Origin of the sequence: Anaerobiospirillum thomasii, from assembly GCF_900445255.1 — a bacterium.
GTDB classification, from domain to species: domain Bacteria; phylum Pseudomonadota; class Gammaproteobacteria; order Enterobacterales; family Succinivibrionaceae; genus Anaerobiospirillum_A; species Anaerobiospirillum_A thomasii.
Window position 1 is genome coordinate 229423 of the sequence record NZ_UAPU01000005.1, and the last position, 14073, is coordinate 243495.

The following is a 14073-nucleotide window of genomic DNA, read 5'->3' on the forward strand; positions in this document are numbered from 1 at the left end:
AAGCCTGAATGTTTACAGCGTGGATGGGTAGTGCATTATAGCTTCAATGAGCTTTGCTCCATCTTCATCCTTCTCATCAAGACCCTGAGCTATCATGCGACACTCTTTGTAGTAGCGTCCTATATTTTTCTCAAGAGTCTCGCGGGCATATCTGTAGTACAGATTAAGCTCCTGATCTAAAAGTGTTCCTAAAAAGTTTTCTGCTCTGAACAGGAATACGGCCTGTCTAAGATGTGCATCAATGTGCGCTGGCGACTGTGTCAGCGACTGTGGATTGACTGAGCCAATTTCTTTTATATAAGCTCTGTCTGTACTTGACAGACTGTTTATATACTCAATATATTCAGGAGCTTTGTAGGCATTTACAGCACTGTCTTTATCAGCATGCACAAGATCATTGTGAGCTTTTTGCAAATCAAAGTTTAAAAGCTCCAGCCTTTCCTTGGTTAAAATACCAACGGGGGCAATAAGCTCAAAGAGATTTAAATTGACTGCCTTTATAAGACCGGCACCATCTTTATAGCACATAACTTCAAGCAGACTGTCATGAATGGCCAGAGGCTTTATAAGCTCAAGAGATTTGTGTGCATTATCTATATGCACCAGGATCTTATTGTTATTAATGGCATTTATAAGTGATGTTCTAACAGACAGGCGACCTTGCATCAGATAGTTTACAAGCCTTGGATTGCATCTTATCAGCGTTTTAAAGCAGTAGAGCAGCATATCAAGACGTGCAGTTATATCATGACTGTCTGTATTTTCATTAAAGCCGAGCATCAAAGCTCTGCTTTTTAAATTATCCTTGGCTTTTAAAAGCTTGAGATCATCTACCAGAGCATGAGTATTAAATGCTGTTTTTATATCTAATACACAAAAACATTTTGAGAGCAGATCGGAGCTTTCAAAGACACGGTTGCAGATGGTATAGATATACTCAAGATAATTGGCACCGTAGGTGACAATGTACAGATTGCTCTGATTAAAGAGCTCTTTGATTCTCTGCAGGAATTTATACTCAGATACAGCAGCTGTACAGCTGTTAGGCACAAGTCCCTGTGAAAACAGATAGGCAGGACTTGCAAGCTGATGCACAGGCATCTTACAGGCTAAAAATTCTTTTTTGCCTATGATATTGAAGGCAGCATCAGTACGTACAAAAACAATGCCACCTAAACGTGCATCATGAGAAGGTGGCGTAACAGGAATAGGCAGTACAAAAAGGTACTGCCTTTTAGCTAAATCAGACATTATTTAAACTGATTCTGCTCTTGATTGTAGGTAAAACCACTCTTTTTAAGTCTCTCTACAAGCTTTTTCTCATCAATTTCCTGAGATTTGCACAGATCCTCTAAAGTGGCGTAGTGAGAACGCAGCTGCAGATTGACAGCTGATAACAGGATATATGGATCCATGGTCTCATATCTTTGCAGTGGTATAGGCATTTTATTTAATCTCCACACTTATAGTATCACGAACTTTAATGGCACCCTCAAGGGCCTCTTTGACGCTAGGGGCACGGCACAGAGCAACACCCATACGTCTTTCACCGACAACCTCAGGTTTGCCAAAAATTCTTAACTGAGTGCTGTGCTCACTTGCAAGGGCATCCTTGATATTATCAAAGCACAGATCATGACCATTGCCCTCAACGAGCAGAGCTGCAGAGGCCGATGGTCCCATAAAGGTGATTTTACCTACAGGCAGACCTAAAAGGGCACGCACATGCAGGGCAAACTCTGAGAGATCCTGTGAGATCATGGTAACCATGCCAGTATCATGCGGACGAGGGGAGAGCTCTGAGAAGACAACCTTATCGCCGCAGATAAAGAGCTCAACGCCAAACAGACCGTAACCGCCTAAGGCTTTAACTACACTTGAGGCAATTCTCTTGCACTCAAGCAGGATTTCATCATGTAATACCTCAGGCTGCCATGACTCACGATAGTCGCCTTTTTCCTGTCTGTGGCCAATAGCCTCGCAAAAATGAATGCCATCTACAGCTGATACAGTAAGCAGTGTGATTTCACGATCAAATTTGACCATGCCCTCAACAATAACTCGGTTGATGCCGCCGCGTCCTGCGCTGCAGGCATACTCCCAGGCTTTTTCAATGTCATCTTCATGCTTTACAGTGCTCTGTCCTTTGCCAGATGAGCTCATAACAGGCTTTATAATGCAAGGCAGACCAACATTGTGTATATTCTCTTTAATCTCGTCAAGAGTTGAGGCAAAGAAATAAGGTGAGGTCGGCAGTGACAGCTCTTCTGCTGCTAAAGTTCTTATTGACTCACGGTTCATGGTGATGTCAGCAGCTTTAGCTGAAGGAACTACATGTACGCCATGAGATTCAAGTTTGATAAGAGTTTTGGTTGAGATAGCCTCAATCTCTGGTATGACATAGTCAGGTTTTACTTTATTTATAAGGGCAGTAAGCTGCTCTTCATCGCGCATATCGATTACAGCCTTGTCATTGGCCACAAGCATGGCAGGGGCATTGTCATATCTGTCACAGGCTATGACATAGACACCAAGACGCATAAGCTCAATGGTCACCTCTTTGCCAAGCTCACCAGAGCCTAAAAGTAAAGCTTTAGTCTGTTTGTTTGATGGAGATGTATAAATTGCTGTAGCTGACATATACTTACCTTATGTTCAAAATAAATACAGATGCGCCTATTATAATGGATAAAGAGTAAAATGGCTTAACAGTGCAGGCGCTATTTTATTTCACCTTCATAAGGTTATAAAAAGACTTTGTTTTTAGCAGGATTTTTTTATGAATATATTAATTGACAGTGCCATGATAGACGGTCACAGACTTTTTTCACCATTTGGCAGTGTAAAGAGCAAAGAGGGGCGCATGATAAATGCAGATGATCTTAAAGACATTGATGCGCTTTTTATACGCTCTGTAACAAAAGTTGATGCCGCTCTTTTAGAAAAGGCCTCACAGCTTAAATTTATAGGTACAGCCACAGCAGGTTTTGATCATGTGGATACTGATGAGCTTAAAAAGCGCAATATTGCATTTGTAAGTGCTCCAGGATCTAACAAAGAGAGTGTCGGCGATTATATTTTAAGTGTGCTTTTAACCTTTGCAAGAAGATACTGTCTTGATCTATCATCCATGCGCATTGGCATTGTAGGCTGCGGCAATACAGGATCGCAGGTTATAAAAAAGGCCAGGGCTCTTGGTCTTAACCTGTGTCTTTGTGATACTCCAAGGGCAGATAATGGACAGAGTGAGTACAGCGCCTCATTAGATGAGATTTTATCTTGTGATATTGTAACTTTACATGTGCCTTTGATTAAGGACGGGCCTTATAAAACAGCGCATTTAATTGATGCTGCGGCTTTATCAAAGCTAAAGGACGGGGCCTTTTTAATCAATGCCTCACGCGGCGGTGTTGTGGATAACAGGGCATTGCTGCAGTGCTTTAAAGAGGGGCGTGATGTACATGTCTGGCTTGATGTTTTTGAAGGTGAGCCAGAGATTGATGTAAAAGAGCTTTTGCCATATCTTGATGGTGCCAGCGCGCATATTGCAGGTTACTCCTATGAGTCAAAAAGACGTGCCACCTTTATGCTGCAGCAAAGCTTTTTAAAGTTTCTTGGCATGGAATGTAATGGAGTCTTTGAGCCTAATAAAGGTGAGATAGTAAAGATGGTTATTGATAAGGATGCCATTTTTGATCTTAATTTAATCTCACGTCTTGTCTTTGCCATATATGATGTAAGCTATGACAGCTTTTTATTTAAACACAGCTTTAATGGTAAAAAGAGTTTTGATCTTATGCGTAAAAACTACAGAGAGAGGCATGAGCTTGGCTTTGTGACCATAGCAGGTGAGGGAGCTTTGGCGCATAAGGAACTACTTGAGGGTCTTGGTTTTAAAGTCAGTGAGCATTAATTGTGCTTATAGATCATTTGTGCCTTTAAAGTGCACTAAATTTGATCATATTTGTTAAAAGCCTATTGTTTTGTACAAAAGGCATTACAATGCATTAGATATAGTGAAATTTAAAGGCAATGATTATGAATAAATATGATAGTTACGCCAATGGTGGTATTAGTAAAATCAAACCCTATCAGGCAGGCAAGCCAATTGAGGAGGTACAAAGGGAGCTTGGGCTTAAAAGTGTAGTCAAGCTTGCCTCCAATGAAAATCCTTATGGCATGAGTAAAAAGGCTATCAAGGCCTGCACCAGAGAGCTTAAAAAAGTTCACTATTATCCAGATTCACATGGTTACTATCTAAAAAACAAGCTTAGTGAAAAGTTTGGCTACAAAGATGAGTGCATCACCTTAGGTGATGGCTCAAATGAGCTTATCAATCTTCTGTTTCAGACCTTTATCTCTGATAAGTGCAATGTGGTTATCCCAAAGTATTCATTTATTGTCTATGACATGGAGGCTACCATTGCCAATGCCAGCGTCAAGAGCACAGAGCTTAAGGACTATGTGGTAGATACTGAAAAAATGTTATCTGCCATTGATAAAAACACACGTATGGTGGTTTTAGCTAATCCTGCCAACCCAACTGGAACTGCCATAGATTCAGATACTCTCAAGGCCTTTATTGAAGCTGTACCTAAGGATGTGCTTATTGTCATTGATGAGGCCTACAATGAATTTCAGGTAGATGACAGCTATGTTGACAGTGCTCTGTTTATGGCCGAGCATGAAAATCTTATTATCTGCCGCACCTTTTCAAAAGCCTATGGCCTTGCAGGTTTAAGAATTGGCTATATGCTCTCAAACAGGGAAATTGCCTCACTTGTCAATCGTGTCAGAGCACCTTTTAATGTCAACTCCTTAGCTCAGGTTGCAGCTATTGCCGCCCTTGATGATACAGAGCATTTGGCCTATGTGGTAAAGCAGAACAACAAAGAGCGCAGACGCTATGAAAAATACTGCAGCAAGCGTGGTCTTTACATGATCCCATCACAGGCCAACTTTGTAAGTATTGATTTTAAGCGCGATGCCATGCCTATTTTTGAAGAGCTTTTGCGCATGGGAGTTATTGTAAGACCTCTCTCAGGCTACGGTCTGCCAACCATTTTACGTGTCTCAATTGGCACCCATAAGGAAAATTCAAAATTCTTTAAAGCTTTAGATGAGATTTTGCAGATATGACAGAGCAGCTTAAAATAAATAAAATTGATAAGGTTTGTGGCACAGTTACCATGCCAGGCTCAAAAAGCTTGTCTAACCGAGCTTTGCTTTTATCGGCTCTGTGCTCTGGGACTACTGTACTTAAAAATGTGCTGCGATCAGATGATACAGACAGAATGCTTGATGCTCTAAAAGCTCTTGGCGTTAAATATGAAGATAAAGGTCAGTGCATAAGTGTACAGGGTTTGGGTCATGCCTTTGATTGTTCTGGTGAGATTACACTTGATCTTGGCAATGCAGGTACTGCCATGCGCCCTTTGTGCGCAGCTTTGTCTTTATCAAAGGGCAGCTTTGTCCTTACAGGACAGGTGCGCATGATGGAGCGTCCTATAGGACCTCTGACCGAGGCTTTAAAGTCATTAGGTCTTGATATTGAATATCTTAACAATGATGGCTATCCACCACTTAAGATTAAAGGCTCTGAGGTTCACTCTCACAGTGTAGCTATCTCAGGTTCAACCTCAAGCCAGTTTATCTCGGCTTTGTTAATGGTAGCTCCATTATGTCAGGGCCTTGAGATTAAGGTTGTAGGCGATCTTATCTCAAAGCCATATGTTGATCTGACAATAGCACTGCTGCACAGCTTTGGTATTAAAGTTGAGCGTCAGGGCTACAATCATTTTACTTTAGGCTCTGCTTATTATAAGAGCCCTGGCAGCTATTTAGTTGAGGGTGACGCCACCTCTGCAACTTACTTTATGGCCGCAGCTGCCATAAATGGAGAGGTGGAGATCAAAGGTCTTGGTAAAAACTCATGTCAGGGAGATATAAAGTTTTTAGATGTGCTATCTCAGATGGGAGCTAAAGTTACACTCTCTGATGAGTCTGTAAAGGTAGTAAAGGGCACACTTAGCGGCATTGATATTGATATGAATGATATGCCAGATGCTGCTATGACTCTGGTGCCTATGGCTCTTTTTACCAATGGTCCTGTGCGTATTACCAATATAGCCAGCTGGAGAGTAAAAGAGACTGACAGAATATCTGCCATGGTGACAGAGATGTCAAAGCTTGGCGTCAAGGTTACATCTGGCAGGGATTATATCTATATTGACGGCTCGGTTAAAAATTCACTGCCTGTGGTCTTTGATACCTATGATGATCATCGTATGGCCATGAGCATGTCTCTTGTTGCATTTGACAGGGATATTATTATCAATGATCCAAAGTGTACAGCAAAAACCTTTCCTAACTACTTTGAGCTTTTAGAATCTATAAGAGCTTAAAATTTAAAAGCCGTCTGTTGTAAAACAGCGGCTTTTTTACATATCTAACATTATAATGGCTCTTAACTCTAGAGGATCTTTTATAAGCCTTTATTAAAAGCACAGCAGATCCTTAAAAATTCAAAAAGTGCACTATAAAAGCTTTATAAATTTTAGCTTTTGCTATCATTTTGTATCTTTTGAGCATCCTGCGCATCAGCTTTTAGAGACTGCTCTAGAGCGGCAGAAGACTCTGTTATGACCTTATCAGATGATATCTTATCCTTAGTCTCAAGCTCGCGGTTTATCTCCTCTAGGATCTGCTCTTTGACCTTTTCCACATAGGCATTAGGATCGTTCTTGCGATACTCATCATGCTGATCTTTGTTTTTAGCAAGTATGGATGGATCAATATCCTCAACCTTGTTGTAGCGCAATGTGACAGGGGCGCTTAGCATAAAGTTAAAACCAATGGTTGCAAGAATAAGACCTGAGATTAAAAAGATATAGTTAAGCTCCATAAAGGTGGCAATGACACCGCCTATTAATGGACCTACGGCACCGCCTACCTGCTGTGCTGCAAATAAAAGACCAAAGGCCGTACCGCGCATATTGCCCGGGGTATGATTGACAAGCATGGCATTGGCTGACGGGAAGATTCCTGAAAAGCCAAGGCCGGCTGCAAACTGCAATATGGCAAAAGGCAGCAGCGTCTGCGGCAGCGATTGCAGTCCTATAATGACACCGGCGCAGATAAAGGATATGACAATGGTTTTATAAAAGCCAATGGCCTGACCGCGCCTGCCCCAGATAGGAGCGGCAATGGCTCCTGCAATACCAGAGAGGGAAAAGACCAGACCTGAGAATAAAAGAATGTTCTCAGAATTATGGCTTAAAGTTCCTATATATAAAGTCATAATTGGCTGTAACAGCAAAATGACCATCTGTGTCAGGCCACAGGAGATTAGAATCAGGCGTATGCCTTTGTTTTTAAGCATAGCCATGGAGCCTGATTTTTCTGTAGAGCTGCTTTTACTCTCACTCTCACGAGGTGGCTCTTTGATAAAGAGCAGGGTTATTAAAGTTATAAAAAAGATAGTGGATGAGGCAATGACAAAGGTTGAGCGCATGCCAAAGTACTGCGCTAAAAGTCCGCCAAAAAGAGGGCCTACAATACCGCCACAGATATTGGCCGACTGCATAACACCCATGGACATGCCAATCTTTGAAGATGGGGTATAGGCAGACATAAGGGCTAATGAGGCTGGCCACATGCCTGCAGCAAAGCCCTGTAGTACGCGTACTAAAAAAAGTTGCAGAGGAGTGGTGACAATGGCGCCTAGGGCATAGGTAAGACCAATTAAAAAACCAGATCTTAACACCATAAGCTTGCGGCCTTTTTTGTCAGCAAGACGGCCCCACAGCGGAGACATAACGGCAGAGACGGCAAAGGTAATGGCAAAAATAGCGCCGCTCCAGAGATTTAAACTTTCATCCGGGGTTTTAAGCTCGTTTTGCAGATATACAGGCAAAAAGGGTATAAGCATAGTATAGCTTGCTGACATCAGCACAACATTACAGGTAAGAATACTAAGTACTACTTTCCAGCTCAAAACCTTTATCTCCTTTTTTATGTGCAGTCTTTAAAAGTATAGGAATTTTAAATTATTTATACAAGATAGCACTATTGTTGCAAATCAAAAAAGTCTTTTGTTTACAGAGGTTTATAAAAAGAAAGAGTCTTTTTGTGAGGGTAGATGATAAATACTGTCTAAAAAGTGCAGTAAATTTTTTAAAGTTGGATAATTTAACTGCACTTTACATTTAAAAAATGAAAATTTAATAGTAAATGACGCTTAGAGTCTGTCCCATAAGTTTAAACCTTAGGCTTTAACCTTGTGTGGGAAGAAAATCTCCATGGTCTTATTATCAATTTTCTGTCCAAAGAAGGAGCCAGCCACTGTGGCTATAAAGGATACAGCTGTACCTACGACAATGGCATGGGCACCCATTAGATTGACTTTAAACACAGTACAGAGTGTATAGACACTAAGACCTATAATAATACCAGAGAGCACACCAGTCTTATTGATAAATGGAAAGAACAGACCTAGGGCAATTGGCCAGAGGAAGGTAGTCTCAAGACCGCCAAAGGCAAACATATTAATCCAGACGATAATATCAAGTGGGAAGGTGGCAAGTACAATTGATATCACACCTAAAAATAAGGTGAAGATTATAGACAGATGCTTTTTTTGTGCTATGGCTTCATATCTGTCAGGAAAGAGCTGATAGTTAAGATCGCGCATTACAGCAGATGAGGCGGCAATTAACAGTGAGCTTACTGTAGACATGGTGGCAGCCAGCGGTCCTATAATGGTAACGCCTGCTAAAATTGGATCCATCCTGGTGACAATAAGTGTAGGGATAATACTGTCAGTGCCTTTTTCAGGCATATCTAAAATTACACCGCGTGAGAGTACACCAAGCAAAGTTACACCAATCATGAGGGCACCGCAGATAATGGTGGCTACAATCATAGCCTTGTGCAGCTCCTGTGTCTTTTTATAGCTCATGCAGCGCACCAATGACTGTGGCAGACCAATGGTGCAGAAACCTACAAGCAGCCAGGCTGAGAATAAAAGGGTGAAAGGCAGAGCACCTCCTGCATTGACACTAAAGTTTGTAGAGACACCATCTTTGACATTGGTGGCAGCTAGCGTGGCATTGATATTATCTATGCCGCCGCCGGCGTCTAAAATGGTATAGGCCAGGGTAAACATACCAATTAACATAAGTATGGCGCAGATGGCATCAGTTATAACCACAGCCTTGAAACCACCAGAGGTATAAAGCACAGTAACCGAGGCAAACAGCAGCAGACCTAATTTATAATCAAGGCCGGTAATAGCTGAGAAAATCTGAGCACCGCCTATAAACTGACCTACAATCATGGCAGTAAAGAATACCAGCAGCACAATTGAGAGAATAACTGTTAAAAGCTTTGAGTCAAAGCGTCTGTAGAGCAGATCGGTTACAGTAAAGGCTCCTGTTTTAAAAGAGAGCATGGCCATCTTTTTGCCGACAAAGCCTAAAAGTAAAAAGCCTGTAATAATCTGTGGTGCGGCAAAAACCACCCAGCCGTAGCCTAGATTCCAGGCCACACCAGGACCTGAGACAAAGGAGCTTACAGAGCCGTAGGTTGCCACAAAGGTCATGGCCAGCACCAGACCGCCTAAATTCTGTGAGCCTAAAAAGTATTCTTTTTGTACGCCACCTGAGGCTTTCTGTTTTTTACTTGCGTAAAAACCAATAATTATCATTACGGCAAGAAATATAAATACGGGGATTAGGGTCTGTATATTATTCATCGTCAGTGTCCAGTGCAAAGTTTTTAAAGAAGAATTTTACAAGTACTATTACTGTTACAACAGAGAGCAGATATCCCCCTATACATGAAAGTACAAACCACAGTGGCATATTAAACATAAAGCTTTGTGTATCATCTTTGAAGATGAAGATACACAGCCAGAACACTGCTGTTACAAAAACGGCAGCGCATAATGTATAAATAGCCTCTTTATCGACCTGCTCAAATTTCTGAGCATAGGATAAGTGTGTTTTTTTCATATGAAAATAAAGATCCAATTTCTTGGATCTTTCTCCTGAAGTTAATTAAAAAATAAATTAGGAAATCAGTGTTTTGACGTGATCGGTTATAGCCTGTCCATAGGCAGGATGGCGCATGGCGTATTCAATAAAGGTCTTGATATAGCCTTCTTTATTGCCGCAGTCATGAGATCTTCCGATTATGTTGTAGGCATGTACATCATCAAATGACATAAGCAGATCAATGGTGTCAGTCAGCTGGAATTCCCCGCCGGCACCTAATGGGGTTTTCTTGAATAAAGGCCAGATCTCAGCTGGCAGCACATAGCGGCCCACCACAGCCAAATTCGAGGGAGCCTCTTCAATGCTTGGCTTTTCAACAATGTTACGTATAGGACAGTCATCGCCAGGATTTAGCTCCACACCGCCTACATCAACAATACCATAGGAGATTACCTCATGATGTGGCACAGTCTGCACCATAATCTGTGAGGCGCCGCTCTCTTCAAAGTTTTTTATCATGGCGGCAAGATTATGCTTTTTAGGATTGGACTGCATGTCATCGATAATGACATCTGGCAGCAAGATGGCAAAAGGGTTTTTGCCTATAATTGGGTAGGCACACATAATGGCATGGGCAAGACCCTTGGCCTCTCCCTGACGCACGTGCATTATGGTGACATCTTTTGGAATTATATTCTGCACTTCCTCTAAAAGCTGTCTTTTAACACGCTTTTCAAGTGTGGCCTCAAGCTCAAAGGAGGTATCAAAATGATTTTCGATGGCGTTTTTTGATGAGTGGGTAACAAGAACAATGTTTTTAATGCCAGCCTCTACAGCCTCAGTTACCACATATTGAATCAGAGGTTTGTCCACAATGGGCATCATCTCTTTAGGAATAGCCTTGGTAGCAGGCAGCAGACGTGTACCAAGACCTGCCACCGGAATAATGGCGTATTTTATATTTCCATAGTTCATATCAGGCATAGTGTACCTCGCTTACTGTTCTTTTTTAAGACTGGCCATAGCCTCTGGGTGCTTTTTCATAAGATAGCCTATGGAGCCTATTGCAAATATGAAATTTAAAATGGCATTGCCAAAGGTTTTATAGTCTACCCATAAAGCTTCGGCGCTTTTTATATCTATACCAAATAATGTCGGCAGATAGAAGGCAATGACTACATTGAGCATACCTGCAAACACAAAGAAAATCATCCACCACAGACCCAATTTGTGCCAGATAAAATCAGGCAGTGGTACCTCACGGCCAAACAGATAGGCAAAAGGGTTTTTCTTAAAGCCATACTGACAGATGCCAATGGCCAGGGCTAAAATGCCATTGACGCAGGTTACCTTCCATTTGATAATTTCAGGGTCATTTAGTAAAACTGTAGGCAGACCAAAGAGAATGACAGCTGCTGTTACAAAAATCTGCATTCTTGAAATTTCACGGGTCAGAATATACTGCAACAGGGCAGCTGCCAGGCAGGAGGCTACAATAACAGCTGTAGCCATAATTAAATCAGATGTCAGTTTGTATGAAACAAAAAAAGCGACGGCAGGTGCTAGCTCCAGTAATTTGGCAAAGGTTTTCATTTTATTGTTTTTCTACAATCAGTTTTTGAATTTATGTAAGTATAACAACAAAACACTAAAAAGCAAAATGCGACTGATCCTTAGTAGTGCGGTGGTGGGGTTTCCTCAGACAAAGGTCTGACGGCACTCTCTCCTGATGATTTAGAGGAGAGAATCTGAATTTTGCGCTCGAGCGTATCTATATGGTCATAGAGCATGCCCACACGATTTACAAGATTATCGTTGGCAGCCTCCAGCCAGGCTATACGCTCCTGCATGGCAATTAAATCTTTTTCTATAGAAGTCATATTATTTTTGTTTGTCGCCTACACTGCCAAGTCTTATATAGTGAAGACCAGTATTGTCAGCCTTGATTATTTCAAAAAGCTCGTCAAGCATTCTTATAGTGGTGCCATACCTTAAATCATAGGAGAGCTCGGCATTGGCATTTTTATCATCAGCCTTGCAGCTTTGATACTTAAAACGCAGAGTACTGTCATTTACCCCAAGATAGATAAGGCTTTTTACACATATATCAGAGGTTACTTTAGTACTTTTGCCAAAAGTATAGACAATGGATTTTTCCGCGGCACAGGATTTGATGCCAAGGACAGTGTTTACACACATTACAGAAGGATTGTCAGCCTCAAAGATGACATCAACAAGAGGATCACAGATAAGACAGGAATCAATTTTCTGACCAGAGTCTGTTATAGTTTTAAATCTGACGCTTTTTTCATCACGATAGATGGCCTCATACTCACCCTGCTGCAGAGTCACGGCCTGCGACTTTTGTGTATAGGGGATAATAAGAGTATCGTTGATGCAGATTTTCTCACCATCAATTAAAGCCGTACCTACAGCTGCAAAGTGTTTCTGTCCTACCTCAGGTTTATAGTTGACAGAGCACTGCACAGACTCAGCTGCACAGACAGCTGATGACATAAAAAGCAGTAAAGCAATTACAAATGTGCCCTTTGACATATAATATCCTGAATCAACAATATGATAATTATAGCAATTGTAGCTGCGATCTACTACCAGATAATGAGAAAAGAAACATGTTGTTAAGCACAAATCTAACATTTTCATGTTATTTTTCATGCAGTTTTTTGTATTTTATACAAATGAATACATTATTGAAGTGCTTTAGTCAAAGCAATTTAGTGTTTATGTGCAGGAGAGAAAAAAGATTTTTGACACAAAAAGATCTTAATTGAGTGTTTTATCTTAAGTGGCTGCTTGTGTTTAAGCAGCCATTATTGAAAATTTTGCCATCTTAGGAGAGAGCTTTTGCAGATGGACCTAAGAGATTATGAGAGTTTTTGCTTAAGATAAAGTTTTATGCCCTCATAGGACTCAGAAATAATAAGACCTGCAAGGGTCAGGACAATACCTACAAAAGAGAGCAGGGTTATTTTCTCATCTAAAATTAAAATAGCGGTAATAACTGTAACTACAGGTATGCCGTAGATATAGGCAGAGGTTTTGACCACACCTAAGGTCTTTACAGCCACATTCCAGCTAAAAAAGCATAAAGCCGAGGCAATAAGGCCTAAAAAGAGCAGATTGAAAATAACTGTGCCTTTGAAGTAGCGCTCTGTATCAAAGGAGGCATCCATCATATACAGAGCAGGTACAATAAAGACAAGACCATAGCAGAAGACCTTTCTTGTCACTAAAAGATTGTTGTAGCCATAGGAGCTGGCTTTTTTAATAAAAATAGAATAGACAGACCAGGAAATAGCGGCAAGAAGTGCTAAAAAATCACCCTTTGGATTAAAGGAGATATCCTCAGAGTTGACTGACATCATATAAATGCCGGCAATGGCAATTAAAAAGCCTATAAAAAAGTGCAGCTGCAGCTTTTCATCACGGATAAAGATGGCATTTATAAGAGCTGTAAAAAATGGTGAGACAGCAATAATCACGCCTACATTTGAAGTCAGAGTAAAGGTCAGAGCAATATTTTCTAAAAGAAAATATAAAGAAACGCCAAACAGACCTGCTATGGCAAAGGTCAGCTCTCTTTTAAAACCAGCAAAGCCCATAAGCTTTGGATAGATGACAAACATGGCTATGGCGCCTAATAAAAATCTTGAAAAAAGAATTTCCACGGGCAGCAGATCATCTAGTATGACTTTAGTTGAGGTAAAGGTTATACCCCATACCACGATGGTAAAGACAGCAATTAAATGGCCATAGGTGGTTTTGTTCATAAAATGCCTTATTAAATTAAACAAATGTATGGCAGGGATTGTACAGCAAAGAAAAAAATATGCATTAATTTTGGCATGAAAAATCTAATGTGCACTTTTATAAGGAAAAAGACACGTCAAGGCGGTGAGGTGGACAGGGCCTTAAACAAAAGTGTCAAAACAAAACTGTGTCTGTAGATTAAGCTACATTGTGCAGGGACGTTTAAAAGGAAGATTTTTACATGGCTCAGATACCCTGAGATCGCAGGGTAAAAATACCTAGTTTTTTTATTTTTCTTTATCCTACC

The 14073-nt window shown here is 40.9% G+C and carries 14 protein-coding genes; 3 read left to right on the forward strand and 11 right to left on the reverse strand.

Annotated features, from left to right (window positions below):
• Positions 1–12 precede the first annotated feature (12 nt).
• From DRZ93_RS01365 to purT, 3 genes are read right to left on the reverse strand one after another with little or no spacing between them, the layout of a single operon-like run.
• A complete protein-coding gene (locus tag DRZ93_RS01365; RefSeq protein ID WP_113745595.1) occupies positions 13–1251 on the reverse strand; it encodes a hypothetical protein in 1239 nt (412 codons plus the stop codon).
• Positions 1251–1445: a DUF4250 domain-containing protein gene (locus tag DRZ93_RS01370; protein ID WP_113744361.1), complete on the reverse strand. Its 195-nt coding sequence runs from the start codon at positions 1443–1445 to the stop codon at positions 1251–1253. The genes DRZ93_RS01365 and DRZ93_RS01370 overlap by 1 nt, the downstream gene beginning before the upstream one ends.
• A gap of 1 nt (position 1446) precedes the next feature.
• Positions 1447–2640 (reverse strand): formate-dependent phosphoribosylglycinamide formyltransferase, encoded by a 1194-nt coding sequence (gene purT / locus DRZ93_RS01375; protein WP_113745596.1) that lies wholly within the window; start codon positions 2638–2640, stop codon positions 1447–1449.
• A gap of 139 nt (positions 2641–2779) precedes the next feature.
• Between purT and DRZ93_RS01380 the strand changes: the two genes are divergently transcribed.
• From DRZ93_RS01380 to aroA, 3 genes are all read left to right on the forward strand, one after another.
• Positions 2780–3913 (forward strand): 4-phosphoerythronate dehydrogenase, encoded by a 1134-nt coding sequence (locus DRZ93_RS01380; RefSeq protein WP_113744363.1) that lies wholly within the window; start codon positions 2780–2782, stop codon positions 3911–3913.
• 125 nt (positions 3914–4038) lie between these two features.
• Positions 4039–5139, forward strand: coding sequence for a histidinol-phosphate transaminase (gene hisC, locus DRZ93_RS01385; protein WP_172457987.1), 1101 nt, complete (start codon positions 4039–4041; stop codon positions 5137–5139).
• Entirely contained in the window at positions 5136–6404 is a 1269-nt protein-coding gene (aroA, locus tag DRZ93_RS01390) for a 3-phosphoshikimate 1-carboxyvinyltransferase (RefSeq protein ID WP_113745597.1), read from the forward strand. Before hisC ends, aroA begins: the two co-directional genes overlap by 4 nt.
• 152 nt (positions 6405–6556) lie before the next feature.
• On the opposite strand, the gene DRZ93_RS01395 is transcribed toward aroA, so the two are convergent.
• The 8 genes from DRZ93_RS01395 to DRZ93_RS01430 all read right to left on the reverse strand — a co-directional run bounded on the left by DRZ93_RS01395 (position 6557) and on the right by DRZ93_RS01430 (position 13786).
• Positions 6557–7996, reverse strand: coding sequence for an MFS transporter (locus tag DRZ93_RS01395; protein ID WP_113745598.1), 1440 nt, complete (start codon positions 7994–7996; stop codon positions 6557–6559).
• A gap of 270 nt (positions 7997–8266) precedes the next feature.
• Positions 8267–9754: a sodium/pantothenate symporter gene (panF, locus tag DRZ93_RS01400; RefSeq protein ID WP_113745599.1), complete on the reverse strand. Its 1488-nt coding sequence runs from the start codon at positions 9752–9754 to the stop codon at positions 8267–8269.
• Positions 9747–10013 carry a DUF997 family protein gene (locus tag DRZ93_RS01405; protein ID WP_113744368.1) on the reverse strand — a complete coding sequence of 89 codons (267 nt, stop codon included), beginning with the start codon at positions 10011–10013 and terminating at the stop codon, positions 9747–9749. Before DRZ93_RS01405 ends, panF begins: the two co-directional genes overlap by 8 nt.
• Before the next feature lie 57 nt (positions 10014–10070).
• Positions 10071–10979 carry a UTP--glucose-1-phosphate uridylyltransferase GalU gene (gene galU / locus DRZ93_RS01410; RefSeq protein ID WP_113745600.1) on the reverse strand — a complete coding sequence of 303 codons (909 nt, stop codon included), beginning with the start codon at positions 10977–10979 and terminating at the stop codon, positions 10071–10073.
• 12 nt (positions 10980–10991) lie between these two features.
• A complete protein-coding gene (locus tag DRZ93_RS01415; protein ID WP_113745601.1) occupies positions 10992–11588 on the reverse strand; it encodes a septation protein IspZ in 597 nt (198 codons plus the stop codon).
• Positions 11589–11668: 80 nt separating this feature from the next.
• On the reverse strand, positions 11669–11875 hold the full coding sequence (locus tag DRZ93_RS01420; RefSeq protein WP_113745602.1) for a SlyX family protein: 207 nt from the start codon (positions 11873–11875) through the stop codon (positions 11669–11671).
• Between the two features lies 1 nt (position 11876).
• Positions 11877–12551, reverse strand: coding sequence for a hypothetical protein (locus DRZ93_RS01425; protein WP_113744372.1), 675 nt, complete (start codon positions 12549–12551; stop codon positions 11877–11879).
• Positions 12552–12880: 329 nt separating this feature from the next.
• The gene (locus tag DRZ93_RS01430; protein ID WP_113744373.1) at positions 12881–13786 is read right to left on the reverse strand and encodes a DMT family transporter; all 906 of its coding nucleotides are present in this window, start codon (positions 13784–13786) and stop codon (positions 12881–12883) included.
• Between the last annotated feature and the right edge of the window lie 287 nt (positions 13787–14073).